The 22301-nt window shown below is 74.4% G+C and carries 20 protein-coding genes and 1 pseudogene; 8 read left to right on the top strand and 13 right to left on the bottom strand.

Features of this window, described 5'->3' with window-relative positions; genetic code table 11:
* A pseudogene (locus V6U82_RS20285) lies at positions 1-784 on the top strand (hypothetical protein); the annotation flags it as partial.
* A 60-nt stretch (positions 785-844) separates the two neighbouring features.
* On the top strand, positions 845-1435 hold the full coding sequence (locus V6U82_RS20280) for a pyridoxamine 5'-phosphate oxidase family protein (protein ID WP_334463474.1): 591 nt from the start codon (positions 845-847) through the stop codon (positions 1433-1435).
* Positions 1436-1441: 6 nt separating this feature from the next.
* Here V6U82_RS20280 and V6U82_RS20275 read toward each other — a convergent pair whose 3' ends face one another.
* Positions 1442-2923: a peptide MFS transporter gene (locus tag V6U82_RS20275; RefSeq protein WP_334463472.1), complete on the bottom strand. Its 1482-nt coding sequence runs from the start codon at positions 2921-2923 to the stop codon at positions 1442-1444.
* Positions 2924-3148: 225 nt separating this feature from the next.
* Between V6U82_RS20275 and V6U82_RS20270 the strand changes: the two genes are divergently transcribed.
* Positions 3149-3490 carry an RNA polymerase-binding protein RbpA gene (locus V6U82_RS20270; protein ID WP_007070998.1) on the top strand — a complete coding sequence of 114 codons (342 nt, stop codon included), beginning with the start codon at positions 3149-3151 and terminating at the stop codon, positions 3488-3490.
* Between the two features lie 63 nt (positions 3491-3553).
* Here the strand turns inward: V6U82_RS20270 and V6U82_RS20265 are convergent, their stop codons facing one another.
* Genes V6U82_RS20265 through lnt form a run of 3 tightly spaced genes read right to left on the bottom strand, consistent with a single transcriptional unit; the run spans position 3554 to position 6547 of the window.
* Positions 3554-4075 (bottom strand): FxsA family protein, encoded by a 522-nt coding sequence (locus V6U82_RS20265; RefSeq protein WP_334463470.1) that lies wholly within the window; start codon positions 4073-4075, stop codon positions 3554-3556.
* Positions 4076-4128: 53 nt separating this feature from the next.
* Positions 4129-4920, bottom strand: a complete 792-nt coding sequence (locus tag V6U82_RS20260; RefSeq protein ID WP_128137082.1) for a polyprenol monophosphomannose synthase — start codon at positions 4918-4920, stop codon at positions 4129-4131.
* A 22-nt stretch (positions 4921-4942) separates the two neighbouring features.
* Positions 4943-6547 (bottom strand): apolipoprotein N-acyltransferase, encoded by a 1605-nt coding sequence (lnt, locus tag V6U82_RS20255; RefSeq protein WP_334463467.1) that lies wholly within the window; start codon positions 6545-6547, stop codon positions 4943-4945.
* A gap of 110 nt (positions 6548-6657) precedes the next feature.
* Between lnt and V6U82_RS20250 the strand changes: the two genes are divergently transcribed.
* The 3 genes from V6U82_RS20250 (at position 6658) to V6U82_RS20240 (ending at position 11589) form a co-directional block, all read left to right on the top strand.
* Complete coding sequence (locus V6U82_RS20250) at positions 6658-9768, top strand: ATP-binding protein (protein ID WP_334463465.1); 3111 nt, start codon at positions 6658-6660, stop codon at positions 9766-9768.
* A gap of 67 nt (positions 9769-9835) precedes the next feature.
* Complete coding sequence (locus V6U82_RS20245; RefSeq protein ID WP_334463463.1) at positions 9836-10810, top strand: ATP-binding cassette domain-containing protein; 975 nt, start codon at positions 9836-9838, stop codon at positions 10808-10810.
* A gap of 23 nt (positions 10811-10833) precedes the next feature.
* On the top strand, positions 10834-11589 hold the full coding sequence (locus V6U82_RS20240; protein WP_334463461.1) for an ABC transporter permease: 756 nt from the start codon (positions 10834-10836) through the stop codon (positions 11587-11589).
* Between the two features lie 431 nt (positions 11590-12020).
* Here V6U82_RS20240 and V6U82_RS20235 read toward each other — a convergent pair whose 3' ends face one another.
* The 6 genes from V6U82_RS20235 to V6U82_RS20210 all read right to left on the bottom strand — a co-directional run bounded on the left by V6U82_RS20235 (position 12021) and on the right by V6U82_RS20210 (position 19006).
* Positions 12021-13370 (bottom strand): glutamate mutase L, encoded by a 1350-nt coding sequence (locus V6U82_RS20235; RefSeq protein WP_334463459.1) that lies wholly within the window; start codon positions 13368-13370, stop codon positions 12021-12023.
* A 244-nt stretch (positions 13371-13614) separates the two neighbouring features.
* A complete protein-coding gene (locus V6U82_RS20230) occupies positions 13615-14007 on the bottom strand; it encodes a hotdog domain-containing protein (RefSeq protein ID WP_334463457.1) in 393 nt (130 codons plus the stop codon).
* The gene (locus V6U82_RS20225) at positions 14004-14777 is read right to left on the bottom strand and encodes an OAM dimerization domain-containing protein (RefSeq protein WP_128138672.1); all 774 of its coding nucleotides are present in this window, start codon (positions 14775-14777) and stop codon (positions 14004-14006) included. The genes V6U82_RS20230 and V6U82_RS20225 overlap by 4 nt, the downstream gene beginning before the upstream one ends.
* A gap of 35 nt (positions 14778-14812) precedes the next feature.
* Positions 14813-16372: a lysine 5,6-aminomutase subunit alpha gene (locus tag V6U82_RS20220; protein ID WP_334463455.1), complete on the bottom strand. Its 1560-nt coding sequence runs from the start codon at positions 16370-16372 to the stop codon at positions 14813-14815.
* A complete protein-coding gene (locus V6U82_RS20215) occupies positions 16369-17940 on the bottom strand; it encodes an amidohydrolase (protein ID WP_334463453.1) in 1572 nt (523 codons plus the stop codon). The genes V6U82_RS20220 and V6U82_RS20215 overlap by 4 nt, the downstream gene beginning before the upstream one ends.
* A gap of 4 nt (positions 17941-17944) precedes the next feature.
* Positions 17945-19006, bottom strand: coding sequence for a zinc-binding alcohol dehydrogenase (locus tag V6U82_RS20210; RefSeq protein ID WP_334463450.1), 1062 nt, complete (start codon positions 19004-19006; stop codon positions 17945-17947).
* A gap of 143 nt (positions 19007-19149) precedes the next feature.
* Between V6U82_RS20210 and V6U82_RS20205 the strand changes: the two genes are divergently transcribed.
* Entirely contained in the window at positions 19150-20556 is a 1407-nt protein-coding gene (locus V6U82_RS20205) for a KamA family radical SAM protein (RefSeq protein ID WP_128138186.1), read from the top strand.
* A gap of 63 nt (positions 20557-20619) precedes the next feature.
* On the opposite strand, the gene V6U82_RS20200 is transcribed toward V6U82_RS20205, so the two are convergent.
* Entirely contained in the window at positions 20620-20814 is a 195-nt protein-coding gene (locus V6U82_RS20200; protein WP_128138187.1) for a CsbD family protein, read from the bottom strand.
* 161 nt (positions 20815-20975) lie between these two features.
* On the opposite strand from V6U82_RS20200, the gene V6U82_RS20195 reads away from it, so the two are divergent.
* Entirely contained in the window at positions 20976-21587 is a 612-nt protein-coding gene (locus V6U82_RS20195; RefSeq protein ID WP_334463445.1) for a histidine phosphatase family protein, read from the top strand.
* Here the strand turns inward: V6U82_RS20195 and V6U82_RS20190 are convergent.
* Complete coding sequence (locus V6U82_RS20190) at positions 21520-22023, bottom strand: Lrp/AsnC family transcriptional regulator (RefSeq protein WP_128138189.1); 504 nt, start codon at positions 22021-22023, stop codon at positions 21520-21522. The genes V6U82_RS20195 and V6U82_RS20190 overlap by 68 nt on opposite strands.
* 59 nt (positions 22024-22082) lie before the next feature.
* Positions 22083-22298, bottom strand: coding sequence for a DUF433 domain-containing protein (locus V6U82_RS20185; protein WP_334463443.1), 216 nt, complete (start codon positions 22296-22298; stop codon positions 22083-22085).
* Between the last annotated feature and the right edge of the window lie 3 nt (positions 22299-22301).

Here is a 22301-nt window from a genome sequence, read left to right as displayed (position 1 = left end):
TCCGATCCGACCTACCGCCACCGCCGCCGCCGAGCGGGCGCCCGCCGCCGAGGCCGCCCGCGACGCCGCGCGCGCCGAGGCGGGCGCCGCGCAGGCACTGCGGGTGCAGGCCGAACGCGACCGCGACGCCGCGCGGCACGAACTGCGCACGGTACGCACCGAACGCGACGCCGAACGCCGCCGGGCGGCCGAGCTGACCGCCGAACGGGACACCGCCCGGGCCGACGCCGAGCGGGCCACCCGCTCCGCCACCGAGGCCCTGGACCGGGCCGAACAGTCCCGCGCCGAGGCCGACCGGGCGCGCGCCGGCGCGCAGGCCGCCCAGGACCGGGCCGCCGAGGCGGAACACGCGGCCCGGGCCGCGGCCGAGCAGGCCGACGCGCAGGCGGCCGCCGCCCGGCAGGCTCGGGCCGAGCGGGACCGCGCCGACGCGGCACGTGTCGACACCGAGGCGGCACTGGAGCGCGTCCGGGCCGAGGCGAGCGCGGCGGCCGAGGCCGTCCGCGCCGAGGCTGCCGCTTCCGTCGAGCGGGCCCGCGCGGACGTGGCCGCCGCGGTGGAGCGGGCTGCCGCCCGTACCGCCGAGCGGGACGCGCTCGCCGCGGAGCTGGCCGAGGCGCGGCGGGCCGTGAGCGCCGCCGAGGCCCGGGCGGCCGAGCTGGCCGCGCGCACGGCCGTGATCGAGGCGGACCGGGACGCCGCGCAGCGCCGCGCCGGGCAGCTCGCCGACCAGGTCAGTGATCTCGCCACGGCGCTGGCGCGGCTGGGCACGCGGACCGGCTGAGGCGGCCACGGGCTGGGAACGGGGCAGCGCCACACCCGCTCCGGCGGCGAGGATCGGGGCATGGGAAAGACGTACGAGCGCATCGACGGCCGGCTGCGGGACTTCATCGAGGCGCAGCCGATGTTCTTCGTCGCCACCGCCCCGTTGTCCGCTGACGGCACCGTCAACCTCTCCCCGAAAGGGCTGCGCGGCTGCCTGGCGGTGCTCGACGAGCACACGGTGGCGTACCTCGACTTCGCCGGGAGCAACGCCGAGACCATCGCCCACCTGCGGGAGAACGGCCGGGTCACGCTGATGTGGTGCGCGTTCGCGGGTCCGCCGAACATCGTGCGGGTGCACGGGCGCGGCGAGCCGGTGTTCCGCGACGATCCACGCTGGCCCGGCCTGCTGACCCACTTCCCCGACATCGACCCGGGGCCGCACGGGCTGCGGGCGGTCATCGTGGTGCGCGCCGAGCTGATCCGCGACACCTGCGGCTACGCGGTGCCGTTCATGACCTACGACGCCGACCGGGACCTGCACGAGCGGCGGTTCGCCCGGGAGGACGACGCGTCGCTGAGCGCGTACTTCGCCGGCAAGGACCACGTGGCCACGAGCATCGACGGGCTGCCCGGCCTGCCGTTGCCGCTGCCGCCCACCCCGGCGGTGTGAGCGCGGTCAGTGGATGCCGGCCATCAGGTGCCGGATCTGGCGGGTGAACATCACCGCGGCCAGTCCCAGCACCACCGAGGCCAGCCCGAAGGTCAGGAAGTACACCGGCTGGGACCAGGTGTCGGCCAGCCGGGCCACCTGGCCGCCGATGGCGTCGCCGACGGCGGTGGCGAGGAACCACAGGCCCAGCATCTGGCTGGCGTACTTGACCGGGGCCAGTTTCGTGGTGGCGGACAGGCCGACCGGGCTCAGCGACAGCTCACCGGCGACCTGGATCGCGTACACGGCGACGAGCCACAACGGTGAGACCAGGTCGCCGCCGACGGCGGCCCGCGCGGCGGCGGCCATCAGCACGAACGACAGGCCGTTGAGCACCAGGCCGACGGCGAACTTCGTGGGTGTGGACACCCGGTGCCCGAGTTTGAGCCACAGCGCGGCGGCCAGCGGCGCGCCGATGATGATGAGGATCGGGTTCACCGACTGCAACCAGGACGCCGGGAACGTGAAGCCGCCGACCGAGCGGTCGGTCCGGTCGGCGGCGAAGATGTTCAGCACCGACCCGGCCTGGTCGTAGATGAGCCAGAACGAGGCGGCGAACAGGAACAGCCACACGTACGCCTTCATCCGGCTGCGTTCGGTGCCGCTGATCTCCCGGTCGGTGAGGATCCGCGCGAAGTAGCCGACCGTCACCAGCACCGTGACCACGGTCAGCAGGTTGACCACCGTGTCGACGGTGAACCAACCGGCCAGAAGCAGCACGAGCAGCACCGCGACCAGGATCGCTGTCGCCACGCCGACGCGGGCCAGCGCGCGCCGCCGGTCGGCGCCGAGCAGCGGGTCCGCCGGGCGGGCGCCCGCGTCGCCGAGGTTGCGCCGGCCCAGCACGTACTGGAGCACGCCGAAGGTCATGCCGACCGCCGCGGCGCCGAACCCCAGATGCCAGTTGATCTTCTCGCCGAGGAAGCCGGTGATCAGCGGCGCGATGAACGCGCCCAGGTTGATGCCCATGTAGAAGATCGAGAACCCGGCGTCGCGCCGCGGGGAGTCCCGCTCGTACAGGTCACCGACCATGGTGGAGATGTTCGGTTTGAGCAGGCCGGTGCCGAGCACGATCAGCGCCATGCCGGCGAACACGCTCCACCCGGTTGGTATCGCCATCACGTAGTGGCCGGCGGCGATCACCACGCCGCCCCACAGCACGCTGCGCCGCGCGCCGATCAGCCGGTCGGCGACCCAGCCGCCGGGCAGCGCCATCAGGTAGACCATGGCGTTGTAGGTGCCGTACACGGCGTTGGCGCTGGAGTCGCCGAGGTCCAGCCCGCCGTCGGCGACGGCGGCGGTCAGGTACAGCACGAGGATCGCCCGCATGCCGTAGAAGCTGAACCGCTCCCACATCTCGGTGAGGAAGAGCGTGGACAGCGCGCGCGGGTGACCGAAGAAGGTCTTCCCGGCTGGTGGTCGGGCCCCGACCGGCGCGTCACTGCTCATCGTCACCTCCGGCACGCAAACAGGTGGGTAACATCCCCGTTGACAGGCGAAACACTCCACCGATTCGGCCCGGCCGGGGACGACCCCGCCGGGCAGCTGTCATGGCCGGTTACCCTTGACACTCCCGACCCGCGTACGGCCCTGCCGCCGTGGGCCGGGGAATGGGTGAGCGGTGACCGGTCGTTACACCTGAGGACCAGCACCACGAACGAGGGGAAGTCGATCATGGGCGAGCGCATGCTGCGCGGTAGCCGGCTGGGCGCGGTCAGCTACGAATCCGACCGCAACACGGAGCTCGCGCCGCGCCAGACCCGCGAGTACCTCTGCGCCAAGGGCCACCAGTTCGAGGTGCCGTTCGCCGTCGACGCCGAGGTCCCGACGACCTGGGAGTGCAAGTTCGACGGCAGCGTCGCCCGCCTGGTCGACGGCACCGAGCCGGAGCAGAAGAAGGCCAAGCCGCCGCGTACCCACTGGGACATGCTGCTGGAGCGGCGCTCGATCGCCGAGCTGGAGGACATCCTCGCCGAGCGGCTCCAGGAGGTCCGGACCCGCCGCGGCCGTGCCTGACTGTCCGTAACGCGCCGAAACGCCCCCGGGATCACCCGGGGGCGTTTCGCTGTCTCCACCGCCTCAGCGGTCGACGATCTCGCCCTCGATGGCCTTGCCCGGGTCGGTGACCGGCTGCGGCGCAGGGGCCGGCGAAGGCTCCGGGGCCGGCTGCGGCGCGCCCCGGTACACCCGCACCCGGCGCGGCCCGAACAGGTCACCGGCGACCATCGACGACACCCGCCGCTCGGTGGCCCGCCGCACCCCGCCACCGGCCAGCCGACGCAGCGGCGGCACCAGCAACAGCAGCCCCACCACGCCGCTGACCAGGCCCGGCAGCGCCAGCAGCAGCGCACCCAGCAGACCGACGAGGCCGTCGGTCACCTCGGCGCCCGGCGGGCGGCCGGCCTGCGCCGCCGCGCGGAAGCCGCGCCACGCCCGCATGCCCTCACGACGCAGCAGCACCAGACCCAGCAGGGACGCGCCGAACACCATCAGCACCGCCGCGCCGAACCCGACGGCCCGGCCGACCAGCACGAAAACGGCCAGCTCCAGCAGCGCGAGCAGCAGCAGGGCCGGTGGTACGTACTTCAGTCCTCGGCGCATCTCACCTCATCAGCCCGGGGTCATCACGCCCCTCAAGCATGACACGCCCTCGCTCAAGGCCAGCGCGCGAGCGCGTCCGGGCGGGCCGACGCGGTCGCCAGCCGGTCCCGCACCCCCCAGCGGGTGACCCGCCACAACGCCTCGGCCACGATCAGCGGGCTCATCTTGCTGTCGCCGTGTTCCCGCTCGGCGAACGTGATCGGCACCTCCACGATCCGCACCCCGGCGCGGTGCGCCAGCCGCGACAGCTCCACCTGGAACGCGTACCCCTGGGACCGCACCGAGTCCAGGCCGATCGCGTCCAGCGCGCTGGACCGGTACACCCGGTACCCGCCGGTGGCGTCGCTGACCGGCATACCCAGCGCCAGCCGCGCGTACAGGTTGCCCACCCGGGACAGCAGCAGCCGCCGCCACGGCCAGTTCAGCACCCGCGCGCCGCGGGTCCACCGGGAGCCGATCACCACGTCGGCGTCGCGGGCGGCGTGCAGCAGCGCCGGCAGGTCCTCCGGGGCGTGCGAGCCGTCGGCGTCCATCTCCACCACGGCGTCGTAGCCGTGGGCGCGCGCCCAGGCGAAACCGGCCAGGTAGGCCGCGCCGAGCCCTTCCTTGCCCTCCCGGTGCAGCACGTGCACCCGCGGGTCGCCGGCCGCGATCGTGTCGGCGATCGTGCCGGTGCCGTCGGGGCTGTTGTCGTCGGCGACGAGCACGTCCACCGCCGGCGCCGCCGCGCGTACCCGGGCGACGATGCGCCCGACGTTGTCGGCCTCGTTGTAGGTGGGGATGACCACCAGGACCCGCCCCACCCCGGGATGGCCGACCGTCCGCCTGCCGGCTGCCACGCCCACCGTCGCACCGCCTCTCGTCGGCTCAGCCGGGAGCGACCTCCCGGCGGCGGCGCAGCACGGCCGCGCCGGTCAGGGCCGCGACCGCCAGCGCCGTCAGCGCCACCTCCGGCCACACCCCGGCAGTGGTCGCCGGGGTACGCCCGTCGCCGAGTTCCATCTGCCGCACCACCACCGCGGCGGTGTTGAACCCGGTCGCACCGTCTACCCGCCCGTCCGGGGAAACGAACCCGGACACCCCGACCGTGGAGGCCATCAACGCGGCCCGGCCGTGCTCCACCGCCCGCAGCCGCACCATGGCCAGCTGCTGGCGGGCCTCGGCCACGTCGAACGTGGCGTTGTTCGTCTGCACCACCAGCAGCTGCGCGCCGCCGGTGACGGTGTCCCGGACGATGCCGTCGTAGGCCACCTCGAAGCAGATCACGTCGCCGAGCACGGCCGGGCCGGCGTCCAGCACGCCGGGACGGTCACCGGGTACGAAATCGGACCGGACCCGGTCGACCTGGGAGCTGATCTTGCGGGCGAGGGACCGCAGCGGCACGTACTCGGCGAACGGCACCGGATGCCGTTTGGTGTACACCTGGTCGAGGTCGGCGCCGGTGCCCGGCCGCCACAGCAGCCCCGCGTTGCGCACCTGCCCCTGCCCGGGGCCGACCAGTACCGCGCCGACCAGGATCGGCGCGCCGATCGCGTCGGCGGCCTGGGAGATCCGCTCCCCCGCGCCCGGGTTGCGCAGCGGGTCGATGTCGCTGGAGTTCTCCGGCCACACCACCACGTCGGGCCGCTCCTGGCCGCCCTCGGCGACCCGCCGCGCCAGGTCCAGCGTCGCGTCGACGTGGTTGTTCAGCACCGCCTGCCGCTGGGCGTTGAAGTCCAGTCCGAGGCGCGGCACGTTGCCCTGCACGATCGCGACGGTGACGGTGTCGCCCGCGCCGCGTACCCCGGCCGGCACGGCCGTGCCCGCGGCGAGCAGCGCCACCAGCGCGGCGGTGAGCCCGGCGACGGGCCGCCACTGCCCGGGCGTGTGCCGCCAGTCCCGCCACGCGGCGGTCACCAGGAGCCCGCCGGCGACCGCGACGGCGAACGTGACCAGCGGGGCGCCGCCGAGCGCGGCGAGCTTCAGCAGCGGCGAGGTGTCCTGGCTGAACGCCAGCCGCCCCCACGGGAACCCGCCGAACGGGGTGCGGTCGCGCAGCGCCTCCTGCCCCACCCACAGCACGCCGGTGAGCAGCGGCCACGCCGCCCGGTGCCGGTCGGCAAGGGGCGACACCCAGGCGGTGGCGGCGCCCAGCAGCGCCAGGTAGGCGGCCTGCAGCAGCGACAGCAACGCCCACGGCAGGTAGCCGGTGTGCAGGTTCGTCCACTCCAGCAGCGGCGCGAACAACGCCAGCCCGGTCAGGAAGCCCAGCCCGGCGCCGGCGCGCAGCCGCCGCCGGTGCACGACGGCGGCCAGCAACGCCACACCGACCGGCGCCAGCGGCCACCACCCGTACGGCGGGAACGCCAGCAGCAGCGCCACTCCGGCGAGCACGGCGGCCGGCACGGCCAGCGTCAGCGGCAGGGGACGCGCGCCGCCGTCACCGGGTGCCCCGTCGGTGGCACGCGGCTGTTCCCGGTCCAACGTCGTCACCGGCTTCTCCCCACGATCACGGGCCGAAGGCTACCCGCCCGTACCGGCGGCCGGCCGAACCGGTGTGGGGCGTGCCACCGGCGCGGCGGGGACAGGCGACAATCGGGCGCATGCGGTTCGGTGTGCTCGGCGCGACCCAGGCGTACGCGGCCGACGGCAGCGTGCTGCCCGTCGCCGGCGGGCGGCTGCGCGCGCTGCTGGTGCTGCTGCTGCTCGACGCGGACCGCACCGTGGCGCCGCAGCGTCTCGTCGACGGCGTGTACGGCGACCGGCCGCCCGAGCAGGCCGCGAACGCGCTGCAGTCGCAGGTGTCGCGGCTGCGGCGGCTGCTGCCGGGCGTGCGCATCGAGTTCGGCCCGGCCGGCTACCGGCTGGCCGTGGATCCGCAGCGCGTCGACGTGCACCGGTTCACCGGCCTGGCGGCGGCCGGGCGGGCGGCGCTGGCAGCCGGTGACCCGGCCGGCGCGGCGGCGCTGCTGCGCGACGCGCTCGGGCTGTGGCGCGGCGAACCCCTCGCGGACGTGACCGGCGCGCCGTTCGCCGACGCCGAGGCGGCCCGGCTGCGGGACGCGCGGCTGGCCGCGGTCGAGGACCGCGTCGAGGCGGAGCTGGCGCTGGCGCCGGCCGGCGCGCCGCTGATCGCCGAGCTGCGGGACCTGGTGGCGGCGCATCCGCTGCGGGAACGGCTGCACGGGCTGCTGATGCGGGCCCTGCACGGCGCCGGCCGCCGCGCCGAGGCGCTCGCCGTCTACGCCGACGCCCGCCGGGTGCTGGCCGAGGAACTGGGCACCGACCCGTCGGCGGAGCTGGTCGCGCTGCACACCGCGCTGCTGCGTGACGACGCCGTCCCGCCCGCCCGGCTGCCCAGCCCGCTCACCAGTTTCGTCGGCCGGGAACCGGAACTGCGGCGGGTCCACGACCTGCTCGGCGCGGCGCGGCTGGTCACCCTGCACGGCCCGGGCGGCGCCGGCAAGACCCGGCTGGCCACCACCGTCGCGTCCGGCCACGACGGGCCGGTGTGCCTGGTGGAGCTGGCCGCCGTGACAGCCGGGGCGCCGGTCGCGCCGGCCGTGCTGGCCGCGCTGGACCTGCGCGACGCCGGCCTGCGCACACCCGGCGGCCCGGCCGACCTGACCGACCGGCTGGTCGCGGCGCTGGCCGGCCGGCGGCTGCTGCTGGTGCTGGACAACTGCGAGCACGTGATCGACGACGCGGCCCGGCTGACCGGCCGGCTGCTGGCCGCCGCGCCCGGGCTGCGGGTGCTCGCCACCAGCCGGGAGCCGCTGGGCCTCACCGGCGAGGCGCTGTGCCCGGTCGGCGGGCTGCCCGCCCCGCACGGGCCGCAAGCGCCGGAGACGGCAGCCGCGTACCCGGCGGTGCGGCTGTTCACCGACCGGGCCGCCGACGTGTCGCCCGGGTTCACCCTGGACGCCGTCACCACCCCGGCTGTGCTGCGGATCTGCCGTACCCTCGACGGGCTGCCGCTGGCCCTGGAGCTGGCCGCGGCGCGGCTGCGGGCCCTGCCGGTCACGCAGGTCGCGGCACGCCTGGACGACCGGTTCCGGCTGCTGCGCCGCGGCGACCGCACCGCGGCGCCCCGGCACCGCACGCTGGAGGCGGTCGTGGGGTGGAGCTGGGACCTGCTCGACGACCCGGAGCGGCGGCTGGCCGCCCGGATGAGCGTGTTCGCCGGCGCCGCGGACCTGGCCGCGGTGCAGGCGGTGTGCGCGCCGGACGCCGGGGACGTCCTGGACGTGCTCACCGGCCTGGTGGACAAGTCGCTGGTGGAGGCCACCGGCGGGCGCTACCGGATGCTGGAGACGATCCGCGAGTTCGCATCCGCCCGGCTGGCCGAGCACGGCGAGACCGGGCGGGTGCGGGACGCGCACGCCGCGTACTTCCTGGACCTGGCGCTGGCCGGCGACGCGGGCCTGCGCGGCGGCGGCCAGGACCGGTGGCTGCGCCGCCTCGACGCCGCGCGCGACGACCTGCACGCGGCGCTGCGGCACGCGGACACCGCCACCGGGTTGCGGCTGGTCGCGGCGCTGGCGTTCTACTGGTGGCTGCGGGGCCTGCGCGGGGAGGGCGCGGCGCTGGCCCGGCGGCTGGTCGACCGGCTCGCCGGCCCGCCCGACGGCCTGGCCGAGGAGTACGCGCTGGGCCTGCTGGTCGCCACGCTCGCCGGTGGCGGCGAGCGCAGCGAGGTGGACACCGCGTCGCGGATCCTGTGGACCCTGGCCCGGCCGCCCCGGCATCCGTTCCTGCTGTACCTGTCCGGCATGGCCAGCGGCCCTCCGTCACCGCAGGACGCGGCGGCGCTGCACGAGCAGGCCGTCCGGGACCGGCTGCTCGGCACCGACGCGTGGAGCCGGGCGCTGGGCCTGCTGGGCACGGCGATGGTCAGCCTGCTGCACGGCCGTCACGAGCAGGCCCGCATCGAGCTGGACGGCGCGCTCGCCGGTTTCCGGGCCCTCGACGACCGCTGGGGCATGATCGTGACGCTGTCCACCCGCGCCGAGGCCGCCTACCGCACCGGTGACGTCGCGTCGGCGGCCGCGCCGATGGCGGAGGCGCTGGACCTGGCCGAACAGCTCGGCTCCACCCTGGACCTGGCGGAGCTGCTGCGTACCCGCGCCGACGGGCGGCTGGTCGCCGGTGACCTGGCCGGCGCGGCCGAGGACTACCGGCGGGTGCGGCGCATCGCCGGGCCGGCCGGCGCGCCGGAGCTGGTCGCCGCCGCGGATCTGGGGCTCGGTGAGATCGCCCGCCGCGACGGCGACCCGCAGCGGGCGCGGGCGCTGTGCGAGCGGGCGGTCGCGCAGTGCCCGTCGGGCTGGTTCGGCGCCGAGGTGGTGCGGCTGGCGGCGCTGGTGACGCTCGGGCAGCTCGCCGACGCCGCCGGCGACCCGGCTGCGGCCCGCGCCCACTACCGGCAGGTCCTCACCGCCGGCGCCGGGGTGTGGGACGCGCCGGTGGTGACCGCGGCGGCCGACGGGCTGGCCGGGCCGCTGCTGCGCGACGGCGACCACGAGTCGGCGGCCCGTCTGCTGGGCGCGGCGGCGGCGCTGCTGGCCGGCACCGGCGCGGCCGACGCCCCGGCCGGCACACCGACCGCCGCCGCGCTGCGGGAACGCCTGGGCGAGGCGGCGTTCGCCACCGCGTACGCCCGCGGCGCGGGCCTGCCCCGGCAGCGGGCGCTGGCGCTGCTCGACGGCCGCTGACCGGCGCGGCGCCGCCCGGTGCGCGCGCGGTCAGCGCCCGGTCAGCGACGCCGGTGACGCTGACCCCATGACCGACGACACGACGGCCGTGCTGGCCGACGGGATACGAAAAACGTACGGCCGCACCACCGCCCTGGACGGCTTCGACCTGGCCGTGCCGGCCGGCACCGTGTACGGGGTGCTCGGCCCCAACGGTGCGGGCAAGACCACCGCGGTGCGGATCCTCACCACGCTGCTGCGTTTCGACGCCGGCCGGGCCCGGGTGGCCGGGTACGACGTCGCCGCCGACCCGGACCGGGTCCGTGAGGCGATCAGCCTGACCGGCCAGTACGCGGCCGTCGACGAGGTGCTCAGCGGGCGGCAGAACCTGGTGCTGTTCGGCCGGCTGCGCCGCCTGTCGGCCCGCCGGGCCCGCCGCCGCGCCGAGGAACTGCTGGACCGGTTCGGCCTGACCGGGGCAGCCGACCGGTCGGCCGGCGGCTACTCCGGTGGGATGCGCCGCCGCCTCGACCTGGCGGCAAGCCTGGTGGTGCCGCCGCGGGTGCTGTTCCTCGACGAGCCGACCACCGGCCTGGACCCGCGCAGCCGCAACGGCCTGTGGACCGCGGTGCGGGAACTGGTCGACGACGGCACCACGGTGCTGCTGACCACCCAGTACCTGCAGGAGGCCGACCACCTCGCCGACCGGGTGTGCGTCATCGACACCGGCCGGGTCGTGGCCGAGGGCACCCCGGAGCGGCTGAAGGCCCGCATCGGCGCCGACCGGCTGGAACTGGTGGTCCGCGACGCGACGGACCTGCCCGCGGCGGCAGCCGTCGTGGAACGCGCCACCGGCGCGACCGCGACCGTGGATTCCGAACTGCGGCGTGTGGACGCGCCGGTGGCCGACCGGATCGCCGTGCTCACCGCCGTGCTGCGGGCCCTCGACGACGCCGGGATCGCCGTGGAGGACGTCCTGGTCCGCCGCCCCACGCTCGACGAGGCGTTCCTGCGGCTCACCGGCGCCCACGCCGACACGCAGCGGGTGGGGGTGGCGTCGTGAGGGCGCTCACCGACGGATGGCTGATGGCCGGACGGAACATGCGGCACGTGGTACGCGCCCCGGAGGAGATCATCCTCTACTTCAGCCTGCCGATCATGTTCGTGCTGGTGTTCGGTTACGTGTTCGGCAGCGGCATGTCCGTGCCGGGCGACGGCAGCTACCGGGAGTTCCTGCTGCCCGGCGTGTTCGTCATGACGATGCTCTACGGCCTCGGCGCGACCGCGTCGGCGATCGCGGCCGACGCCGGCCGGGGCGTGGTGGACCGGTTCCGGTCACTGCCGATGGCCCGCTCGGCGCTGCTGTCCGGCCGCGCCGGCGCCGACCTGGTACGGGCGTGCCTGGAGATGACCACGCTGGTGGTGTGCGGGCTGCTGGTGGGCTGGCATTGGCGCGAGGGCGTCGGCCCGGCGCTGGCCGCGGTGGCGCTGATCCTGCTGCTGCGCGTCGCGATGACCTGGGTGGGCATCCTGTTCGGGCTGCTCGTGCCGAACCCGGACACGGTCGCGGTGGTGGTGTTCCCGCTGGCGTTCCCGCTGACCGCCCTGTCCAACGTGTTCGTGGCGCCGGAGCTGATGCCGGACTGGCTGGGCACGATCGCCGCGTGGAACCCGCTGTCGGCCACCGTGGCGGCGGCCCGGGACCTGTTCGGCAACCCGGGCCTGGGCGGGGACTCCTGGCCGGCCCGGCACGCGCTGGAACTGGCGATCGCCTGGCCGCTGGCACTGATCGCGGTGGCCGCCCCGGCGGCGGTACGCCGCTACCGGCGGCTCGGCAGCTGAGAGGGCTGTGCCGCTGACGGGGACATCGGGGGGATGAAATCGGGGCGCGGCCGAAGCCGCGCCCCGATGCTCCCAGGCCCTTCCCGGCCGGTGGGGCGAAGACGATCGGCGCCGACCTTCGGACCGACCCGACGTGGACTGGCTGCCCCCGCCTGGCCGTTGTCTACTGGCCGTGCCTCTCACCCTGCCCGTACACCGGTAACCGCGGCCGGTTCGCGCCGCCCCGCCGACCCCCGCCCGCTGGACCTGGCCGCCGCAACCTTCCGGTCGCTCGGCCAGCGGACGAAGGGACGAAGCGAACAACAGCCGCTTCCCGTGGTAGGACTCAAAGACGGTACGGCGTAGACCCCCGCCGCTGTCAACCCACCCGGGCCTGTCGTGTGTTGCAACACGGCGTGTCGCGTCGGCGCGTCTCGATTCCTGAGGCCGCTTCAGGCACCGAGGTGGTGCCGCAGCACCGCCGCCGCAGCACCCGGATGATCGGCGGCGAGCAGCCCCGCGGCGGCCAGCACGTAGTCCACGTCGACGACCGGCCGGGCCGCCCGCGGCAACGCCCACCCGCCCGCGTGGTCGGTGAGCACCGCGTCGAGCACCGCCGCCGCGTCGCCCGGCTCGGCGTGCCGCAGCACCCCACCGGAGCCGACGAGCAGCTTCACCTCCCGCAGGTCCCGCCCGGCCCGCTCCCCCGTCGCCGCGCCCCGCGCGTGCCGCCGCAACGCCACAGTCGCCGCCAGCGCCGCGATGCGCCGGTCCACGGCCCGCTCGCCGTCACCGGCGGGCAGGAACCCCGGATCGGCGGCCCGTACCGCCGCCGCGGCCGCCAGCTCCGCCTCCTCCGCCGCGTCCAGCAGCCGCTCCTCGGCCGCGGCGCGCACCACACCCGGCGCGCTCCACCGCATGCCCAGGTCACCCTCGACGGTGCGGGCCCGCCACAGCGTCCCGGCGACCTCCTGGCTGGGGCCGCTGTCGCGCTCGTCGGGGGTGAGCACCGAGTACACGTCGGTGGTGGCCCCACCCACGTCCACCACGGCCAGGTCACCGCCGAGCGTGCCGGCGAGGACCTCCACGCCGGTGAGCACCGCGTCGGGCGTGGCGGCGCGGACCAGCCGCGCGAACCGGGTACCCCGGGACAGCTTCTTGCCGCCGATGACGTGCCGCAGGAACACCTCCCGGATCGCCGCCCGCGCCGACGCCGGCTCCAGCACCCCGATGCGGGGCAGCACGTTGTCCGCCACCGTCACCGGCACCCCCGCGCCCGCCAGCAGCGCGTGCAGGCCGTCCCGCACGTCGGCGTTACCGGCGAGGACCACCGGCACCCGGAACCGGGCCTTCGCCAGCCGCGTCGCGTTGTGCGTCACCGTGTCCGCGTCGCCGCCGTCGGTGCCGCCCACCAGCAGCACCACGTCCGGGCGGGCCGCCCGCAACGCCGCCACGTCCGCCCCGGACAGCCGCCCCGCGGCCACGTGCACCACGTTCGCGCCCGCCGACAGACCGACCCGCCGGCCCGCCTGAGCGGTGACGAGCGGCTCGTAACCCACCACCGCCAGGCGCAGCCCACCCCCGGCCGACGAACACACGTACCAGGGCACCTCAGCGACCCCGGCCGACGCGGTGGCCGCGCCGGCCGCGGCGTCCAGGCCGTGCAGCACATCCGTGCCGACGGTCGTGGGCGCGGACGCCGCGGCGACCAGGCGGCCGCCGTCGAGGTCCACCACCGCCGCCTTCGTGTACGTCGACCCGACGTCCGCGCAGACGACGACGCGCGACACCTGCGCGCTCACGCTGGGCTTTCCTTCGTTCGCGACTGCGGGGCTCGCAACATCGGCTCGCTCCTCGCGCTCACGCTGGGCTTTCCTTCGTTCGCGACTGCGGGGCTCGCAACATCGGCTCGCTCCTCGCGCTCACGCTGGGCTTTCCTTCGTTCGCGACTGCGGGGCTCGCAACATCGGCTCGCTCCTCGCGCTCACGCTGGGCTTTCCTTCGTTCGCGACTGCGGGGCTCGCAACATCGGCTCGCTCCTCGCGCTCACAGCGATGGCGGGACGACCACCGTGCCGGTCGCGGTGACCGCCACGATCGGCTCGTCGAGCACCTCGGCGGCCGACTCGCCCTTGTCCGGGCGGCCCCGGCACACCACGGTGGCGGCGAAGTCGATGGTGCGGCTGCGCGTGCCCACCCGCGTCACCGTCGCCGTCACCTCCAGCACGTCACCGGCCTTCATCGGCGCCCGGAACTGCACATCGGCGTACGAGGCGAACAACCCCTCGTCGCCGTCGGTGCGGATGCACACCTCGGTCGCCACGTCACCGAACAACCCCAGCGCGTACGCCCCGTCGACCAGGTTGCCCGCGTAGTGGGCGTGGGAGTACGGCACGTACCGGCGGTGGACGACGGTCAGACCGACACGCGGATCGCTCATGGGGTGTTCGCCTTCCTGGAGGTGATCAAAGCGTGGACGAGGTAACTGGCGACCTCACCCGGGGTGGTGCCACGGCCGAAGATCCGGTCCACGCCCAGCTCGCCGGTCATCGTCTCGTCGAACCGCGGCCCGCCGACGATCAGCAGCGGCCGCCGCCCGGCCGGCATCGCCTCCCGGAACGCCGCCGACATCTCCCGCGTGTTGTGCAGGTGCGCGTCGCGCTGCGTCACCACCTGCGACACCAGCACCGCGTCGGCGCGTTCCCGCCGGGCCGCCTCGACCAGCTCCGGCACGCTCACCTGCGCGCCCAGGTTCGTGACCTTCAGCTCCCGGTAGTACTCCAGGCCCTTCTCGCCGGCGATGCCCTTGACGTTGAGGATCGCGTCGATGCCCACCGTGTGCGCGTCCGTGCCGATGCACGCGCCCACCACCGACAGCTTGCGGCGCAGCCGCCGCTTCACCACCGCGTTGACCTCCTTGGCCGACAGCAGCGGATAGTCGCGCTCCACCACCTGCACCTTCGACAGGTCCACCAGGTGGTTCACCCGCCCGTACACCACGAAGAACGTGAACCCGTCACCGATCGGCTTGGCGTGCACCAGCATCGCCGGGTCCATGCCCATCTTGTTGGCCAGCTGCACCGCCGCGCCCTCGGCCCGCTTGTCGTGCGGCACCGGCAACGTGAACGACACCTGCACCATGCCGTCGCCGGTGGTGTCCCCGTACGGCCGCACAATCGTCTTCTCATTCGGGCTGTGCCGGCCGGGCATGCCCTCGCGGCCCTCGCTCCGCTCCGTACGCTCGCTCATGCCGCCACCTCCAGGATCTCGGTGGCCGGGTTGTAGTAGTCCGCCTCGTGCCGCGCCACACCGTCGAGGCCCTTGCCCCGGTCCGCCGGCCGCTTCATGATCCCGAACGTGCCCTCGGCGATCGCCGTCAGCAACGACTGGTCCCCGATGCGCTCCAGCAGGTCCACCGCCTCACCGAGCACCCGGTGCGCCCGCTGCTGGATGAACCCGCCCGGCGCCGGCACGAAGTCCTCGTGCAACCCGCCCGCCGCACCCAGCACGTATCGCACGTTCTGCAGAGCGATGTCCCGGTCCGACAACCACGGCGTCACCACCGCCTCGGTCATCATCCCCACCAGCAGGATCCCCTGCCCGGTCATCGTGCCCACCAGATTGAAGAACCCGTCCAGCAGGTTGCCCCGGAACACGTCACCGGTCATGTGCTTCGTCGGCGGCATCCACTTCAACGGCGCATCCGGGAACAACTCCCGCGCCAGCAACGCGTGCGCCAGCTCCAACCGGAACGACTCCGGCACATCCGGGTTGATCTCGAACGCGTGCCCCAGCCCCAGCTGCCAGTCCGCCAGCCCCGCCTCGTGCGCGAAGAACTCGTTCAGCAGCTGCGACACCGTCACCGTGTGCGCCTCGTCCACCGCGTCCGCGGTGGTCAGGTAGTTGTCCTCACCGGTGTTGATGATGATCCCCGCCCGCGCGTGCACCTGCCGCGAGAACCGCTGGTCCACGAACGTACGGATCGGGTTGATGTCACGGAACAGGATCCCGTACATCGAGTCGTTGAGCATCATGTCCAGACGCTCCAGCCCGGCCAGCGTCGCCATCTCCGGCATGCACAGACCCGACGCGTAGTTCGTCAACCGCACGTACCGGCCCAGCTCCCGCGACGACTCGTCCAGCGCCGCCCGCATCAGCCGGAAGTTCTCCTGCGTCGCATACGTGCCCGCGAACCCCTCCCGGGTCGCCCCCTCCGGCACGTAGTCCAGCAGCGACTGCCCCGTCGACCGGATCACCGCGATCACGTCCGCGCCGGCCCGCGCCGCCGCCTGCGCCTGCGGGATGTCCTCGTAGATGTCACCCGTCGCCACGATCAGGTAGATCCACGGCCGCCGCTGCGGATCCCCGAACCGCTTCACGAGGCGGTCCCGCTCCGCGCGCCGCCTGTCGATCGCCCGGACCCCCGCAGCCACCGCCTTACGCGACGCCCGCCGCGCCGCCGTCGCCGCCCTCCCCGACGGCTGCGCGAACCGCACCGACCCGGCCGCCGCCTTCTGCGCCAGCAACGTCACATCCGCGATGCCCTCACGCGCCAGCGCGTCGAACACCGGCGCCGCCACCCCGTGCCCCAGCCCCACGTCCGCGACCACCGCGTCCACGAGCCGGTTCACCCACGGAATACCGTCCGGGTCCGCGCCGGTCACCCCGGCCAGCCGCAGCACCGCCCGCTCCACCGACACCGTGGTGTGGCTGCGCGCCAGATCCACCACCGGCTGCCCGGCCCGGCGCGCCAACTCCCGCGCCCGCGCCACCAGCGCCGGATCCAGCCCAAGCTTCCCTGTCACGAAGACCCTTCCTGATAGATCACGTCACCGCGCAACACGGTGGCCCGGCACACCGGCAGCGGCGTCGGATCGTCCGCGCCCCGCAACTCCGGATCCTCGGCCAGCACCACCGGCAGCCCCCGCTCCACGCCCGCCGGGGTGTCCCACACCGCGAACGTCGCCGGCGCCCCCAACGCCAGCACACCCTCGTTGTCCAGGTGCACCGCCCGCCACCCGCCGCGCGTGTGCGCCGCGAACGCCGCCCGCACACTCATCCGCTGCGCCGGGTTGTGATGCGCCGCCGCCGCCCGCACCGACCCCCACGGATCAAGCGGCGTCACCGGCGAATCCGACCCGAACGCCAACGCCACACCGACCCCGTGCATCGCACCCATCGGATTCGACTCCAACGACCGGGCCAACCCCAGCCGCGACTCGTACATCCGGCCCGCGCCGCCCCACAACCGGTCGAACGCCGGCTGCATCGACGCCACGATCCCGTACTCCACGAAACCGGCGATCAACGCCTTGCTCATGATCTCCGCGTGCTCCACCCGGTGCCGGGCCGCCCGCAACCGGTCCACCCCCAGCGACCGCGCCGCCAGCCCGAACCCCGCAAGCACCGTCCCGATCGCCGCGTCCCCGATCGCGTGGAACCCGCCCTGCAACCCGTGCGCCGCGCAGTCCAGCAGATGATCACGCACCTGCTCCGCCGACACGTACCCGTGCCCGCACGCCCCCGACTCACCGTCCAGGTACGCCGCCGACACGTGCGCCGTCCGCGACCCCAGCGCCCCGTCGGCGAACAGGTCACCACCCGCGCCCACCGCACCCAGCTCCCGGGCCTTCGCCGCACCCAGCAGCTCACCCCAGTACCCGTACACCTCCGGCACCCCGGCCCCCGAGATCGCCAGCAGCCCGGTGAAGTCCTCCTCGTCGGAGATGTCCGGACCACCGCACTCGTGCACCGCCGCGATACCCAGCGACGCCGCGTGTTCCAGCGCCCGCCGCTGCGCCGCCACCCGCTGCGCCCGCGTCACCGACGCGAACGCCGCCGCCCGCACCACATGATGCGCGTCGCGCCGCAACCACCCCGACGCCTCGTACCCGGCCGCCGACACCACCTCCGGGCACGCCGCCAGCAACGCCGCCGACACCAGCGCCGAATGGATCGACGCCTGCGACAGATACACCCGCCGCCCACCGGCCGCCCGATCCAGCGCCGCCGCGTCCGGCAACGCCGGATCCGCCCAGCCCGACTCGTCCCAGCCGTGCCCCAGCACCACCGCGTCACCCGGCAGGCCCGCCGCGAACGCCGACACCGCCTCCAGCAGCCCACCCGCCGATCGCACCGCCGACAGATCCAGCCCCGACAACGCCAACCCGGCATCCGTCGCGTGCACGTGCGCGTCCACGAACGCCGGCGTCACCAGCGCACCGCCCAGCTCCACCACCCGGTCCGTCCGCGGCGCGTCCGCGTCCGTACCCAACCAGGCGATCCGCCCGTCGCGCACCAGCAGCGCCGTCGCGCTCGGGTCCGCCGGACAGTGCAGCACTCCACCGCGATACAGCGTCGAGGGGTTCGTCATGGCCTCAGTCTGCCGCCAGACGAGCCTCGAACAGACCGCGCACCCCCGGCTCGGCCCGCAACAGGTCCAACGCCAGCGCCGCGTGCCCCGGCACGTACCCGTTGCCCACCAGCATCGTCACGTCCGCCGCCAGGCCCTCCGCGCCCAGCGCCGCCGCCGCGAAGCTCGTCGCCATCGAGAAGAAGATCACCGTACCGCCGTCCGCCGTGGCCAGCACCGCCCCGTGCTCACACCCCGGCACGTCCACGCACACCACAGTCACGTCCGCCGGCACACCCAGCGCCGTCGTCACCGCCGTCGACAGCCCCACCGGATCCTGCGCGTCGGCCAGCGCCACCACGTCGGCCAGCCCGGCCGCCGTCAGCGCGTCCCGCTCCGACGCCACCGGAACCACCCCGACGGTACGGGCGGCGCCCGCCCGCCGCGCCGCGGCGAGGGACAACGACCCGCTCTTGCCCGCCCCGCCGATCACCGCCACGGACACCGGACGCCGATCACCCTCACGCGAACGGCGCGCCACCTGCTCGGCCACCACCCGCGCCGTCAACGCCGGCGCCCCGCACACGTCCAGCACCGCCAGGGACAACTCGGGGTGCAGGTCCGGCGGCAGCACCGCCGCGATCGACCGGGCGAACAGGATCGCGTACCCGTCGCACGGCACCTGCTCGCTGCGCCCGTCCCAGCGGGCCAGCCCGTCGAGGATCGTCAGCGGCGTCAGCGTCAGCGACACGAGCGTCGCCACCCGGTCGCCCGGCTTCAGCCCCAGCGGCGACCGGCGGCCCGCCTCCTCGACGGTGCCGATCAGCATGCCGCCGGAACCGGTCACCGGGTTCTGCATCTTCCCCCGGCTCGACACGATCTCCAGCACCTCGGCGCGGACCTTGTCCCCGTCGCCGCCGTGCTTCTCCGCGAGCTGCCGGAAACTCGCCGCGTCCAGGTTCAGCCGCTCGACCCGGATCCGCACCTCGTTCGCCGCGATCCGCGGGTCCGGGTCCAGCCGCCAGGCCGCCTGCGGGAGCACCCCCGCCGGTTCCACGACTCGGTGCAGACCCACCGGTGACGTCACGCCGACCCCCTATGTCCAGCCGCCCGAACCCCCGGCCAGGGGTCGCGTCGCGGGAAAACTTCCGGCAGACTAATTTCTTCACCGCAGATTTTCCAGTAGCCTACGCATCCGTTGATCAACCCGCACGCTGACGAGGAGGGGCCGTGACCCAGACCCAACCGGTGGAGACCATCCCGACGCCCCGCCCCGCGCCGGTCGCCGTCCCGGCCGCCGGACAGCCCTACGAATACCGCCGCGCGCCCCTCGTCGAACCCGACTGGACCCGCTTCCCCGGCTGGCGCCACATCACCCGCGATCAGTGGGAGAGCGCCCAGTGGCAGCGGGTCAACTGCGTCAAGAACATCAAGCAGCTGCGCGCCGTCCTCGGCGACACCGTCGACGAGACCTTCTACGCCGACCTGGAGGCCGACCAGAAGGCCCTGGCCACCATGTCCATGCTGGTGCCGCCGCAGATGCTCAACACCATGGTGCCGCATCAGCCGATGAGCACCGAGGCGCTGCTCGCCGACCCGATCCGCCGCTACATGATCCCGGTCGCCTCCGACCGGCGCACCGACTGGCCCTCACACCCGTACGCCAGCCGCGACAGCCTCCACGAACACGACATGTGGGTCGCCGAGGGCCTCACCCACCGCTACCCCACCAAGGTCCTCGCCGAGCTGCTCTCCACCTGCCCGCAGTACTGCGGGCACTGCACCCGCATGGACCTCGTCGGCAACTCCACCCCCGCCGTCGACAAGCTCAAGCTCACCCTCAAGCCGGTCGACCGCTACGACGCCCACATCACGTACCTCAAGGCCCACCCCGGCGTACGCGACGTGGTCGTCTCCGGCGGCGACGTCGCCAACGTGCCGTGGCGCAACCTCGAGTCCTACCTGATGCGCCTGCTGGAGATCGAGACGATCCGCGACATCCGGCTCGCCACCAAGGCACTCATGGGCCTGCCCCAGCACTGGCTCCAGCCCGACGTGGTCGAGGGCCTCGAACGGGTCGCCCGCACCGCCGCCCGCCGCGGCGTCAACCTGGCCATCCACACCCACGTCAACCACGCCCAGTCGCTGACCCCGCTGGTCGCCAAGGCCGCCCAGACCGCGCTCGACGTCGGCGTACGCGACGTCCGCAACCAGGGCGTGCTCATGCGCGGCGTCAACGCCACCAGCGCCGACCTGCTCGACCTCTGCTTCGCGCTCCAGGGCGAGGCGGGCATCCTGCCGTACTACTTCTACATGTGCGACATGATCCCCAACGCCGAGCACTGGCGCGTCCCGGTTGGGCACGCCCAGCAGCTCCAGCACGACATCATGGGCTACCTGCCCGGCTACGCCACCCCGCGGATCGTCTGCGACGTGCCGTTCGTCGGCAAGCGCTGGGTGCACATGCTCACCGACTACGACCGTGAGCGCGGTATCTCCTACTGGACCAAGAACTACCGCACCTCGATCGAGTCGGCCGACCTGGAGGCGCTGAACAAGCGCTACGCCTACTACGACCCGATCGACACGCTGCCCGAGGCCGGCCAGGCCTGGTGGCTCGCGCACCGCGACGACTGACCGCAGCCCCTGGACACACGACGGCGGGCCACCTCTCGCAGAGGTGGCCCGCCGTTCGCGTACTCACTTGTCGAAGGCGTCCTTGACGTCGCGGCCCGCCTGCTTGGCGTGCTCCCCGGCCTGCCGGGCGCGTGCCGTGCTCTGCTCGGTGGCACCCTCGGCCCGCAACCGCTCGTTGTCGGTCACGTCGCCGATGCGCTCCTTGGCCATGCCGCTCATCTCCTGGGCCTTGTTCTTCGCCTTGTCGGTGAAGCTCATGTCGCCCTCCCTCGTCCGGCTACGCCTTGCCCTTGTCGCGTCCCCGGTGACCGTCGTGTGAAACGCCGTTGACCGGCGTACATCGCGTAAGGCGTCCTAGGACAATAGGTTGAAGGCTCGACCGCCCGGCCGGCACCGCCCCGCCGTGGTTGACTGGGCCGGTGAACGAGATCCTGCTGATCCGGCACGGCGAGACCACGTGGAGCGCCGCGCACCGGCACACCTCGTACACCGACCTGGAGCTGACCCCCGACGGCGAGCGGCAGGCGGGCGCCCTGGCTCCCCTGCTGGCCGGCCGGCGCTTCGCCCGGGTCCTGTCCAGCCCCCGGCAGCGGGCCACCCGCACCGCCGCCCTGGCCGGGCTCACCGTGGACGCGATCGAGCCCGACCTGGCCGAGTGGCACTACGGCGAGTACGAGGGCCGCACCACCGCGGACATCCAGGCCGAACGGCCCGGCTGGACGATCTGGACCGACGGCGGGCCCGGCGGGGAGTCACCGGAGCAGGTGGGCAGCCGCCTGGACCGCGTGCTCGACCGGGTCTCGCCGCTGCTTGAGGAGGGCGACGTCGCGCTCGTCGGGCACGGGCACAGCCTGCGGGTGCTCGGGGCGCGCTGGATCGGGCTGCCGCCCTCGGCCGGCGCGCTGCTGCGGCTGGACACCGCCACGCTCAGCGTGCTCGGTCACGAACACGGCCGGCGGGTGGTCAGGCGGTGGAACCTGCCGGCTCCGCCGACGGACGCGGACGCCCCCGACCGGTCAGCTCGCCACTGATCTTCGGCGGCCGGTTCTCGTACGGCGTGGACAGCACCACAGTCGTGCGTGTGGTGACGTTCGCGGCGGTACGGATCTCCTGGAGCACCCGCTCCAGGTCGGCCGGACCGGCCACCCGCACCAGCAGGAGGTAGAAGTCCTCCCCCGCGACCGAGTAGCAGGAGTCGATCTCGGGCAGGTGCGCCAGCCGCTCCGGCGCGTCGTCCGGCTGCGACGGGTCGAACGGCCGGATCGCCACGAACGCGGTCAGCGGCAGGTCCAGCGCCTCGAACGACACCCGCGCGGCGTACCCCTTGATCACCCCGCGCTGCTCCAGCCGGCGGACCCGCTGGTGCACGGCCGACACCGACAGGCCCACCCGCTCGGCCAGATCCGTGTACGACAGCCGACCGTCCCCGGTCAGCGCGGCGACGATGGCACGGTCGATCTCCTCCACGCGCTGCACCCTAGCCGGAAAAGCGCTCCCACGCCGCACCCGGCCCGCCGCGGTGACGCTCAGCGCGCCGTCCGGTCGCGCACCGCGTCCGCGGCGTAGTTCAGCACCTCCGCCATGTCCTCCTCGTCCAGGAACGGCAGGTCGGTGAGGATGTCCGTGACGGACATGCCCTCGGCCATCATGGCCAGCATGGTGGCCACGGGGATGCGCGACTGCCGCACGCAGGGCGCACCCCCCATGACGTCGGGGTCTGCGGTGATCCGCGGGAAGGTCACCGC

Origin of the sequence: Micromonospora sp. CPCC 205554 (genome assembly GCF_036902745.1) — a bacterium.
Classification (GTDB): Bacteria; Actinomycetota; Actinomycetes; order Mycobacteriales; family Micromonosporaceae; genus Micromonospora; species Micromonospora tulbaghiae.
The sequence above is the reverse complement of the archived record's forward strand: the minus strand, read 5'-3'. Positions and strand labels throughout refer to the sequence as shown.

Coding starts and splice junctions, on each gene's coding strand:
- V6U82_RS20280 (WP_334463474.1), top strand. CDS start 845: ATGGGAAAGACGTACGAGCGCATCGACGGCCGGCTGCGGGACTTCATC.
- V6U82_RS20275 (WP_334463472.1), bottom strand. CDS start 2,923: ATGAGCAGTGACGCGCCGGTCGGGGCCCGACCACCAGCCGGGAAGACC.
- V6U82_RS20270 (WP_007070998.1), top strand. CDS start 3,149: ATGGGCGAGCGCATGCTGCGCGGTAGCCGGCTGGGCGCGGTCAGCTAC.
- V6U82_RS20265 (WP_334463470.1), bottom strand. CDS start 4,075: ATGCGCCGAGGACTGAAGTACGTACCACCGGCCCTGCTGCTGCTCGCG.
- V6U82_RS20250 (WP_334463465.1), top strand. CDS start 6,658: ATGCGGTTCGGTGTGCTCGGCGCGACCCAGGCGTACGCGGCCGACGGC.
- V6U82_RS20245 (WP_334463463.1), top strand. CDS start 9,836: ATGACCGACGACACGACGGCCGTGCTGGCCGACGGGATACGAAAAACG.
- V6U82_RS20240 (WP_334463461.1), top strand. CDS start 10,834: ATGGCCGGACGGAACATGCGGCACGTGGTACGCGCCCCGGAGGAGATC.
- V6U82_RS20230 (WP_334463457.1), bottom strand. CDS start 14,007: ATGAGCGATCCGCGTGTCGGTCTGACCGTCGTCCACCGCCGGTACGTG.
- V6U82_RS20225 (WP_128138672.1), bottom strand. CDS start 14,777: ATGCCCGGCCGGCACAGCCCGAATGAGAAGACGATTGTGCGGCCGTAC.
- V6U82_RS20215 (WP_334463453.1), bottom strand. CDS start 17,940: ATGACGAACCCCTCGACGCTGTATCGCGGTGGAGTGCTGCACTGTCCG.
- V6U82_RS20200 (WP_128138187.1), bottom strand. CDS start 20,814: ATGAGCTTCACCGACAAGGCGAAGAACAAGGCCCAGGAGATGAGCGGC.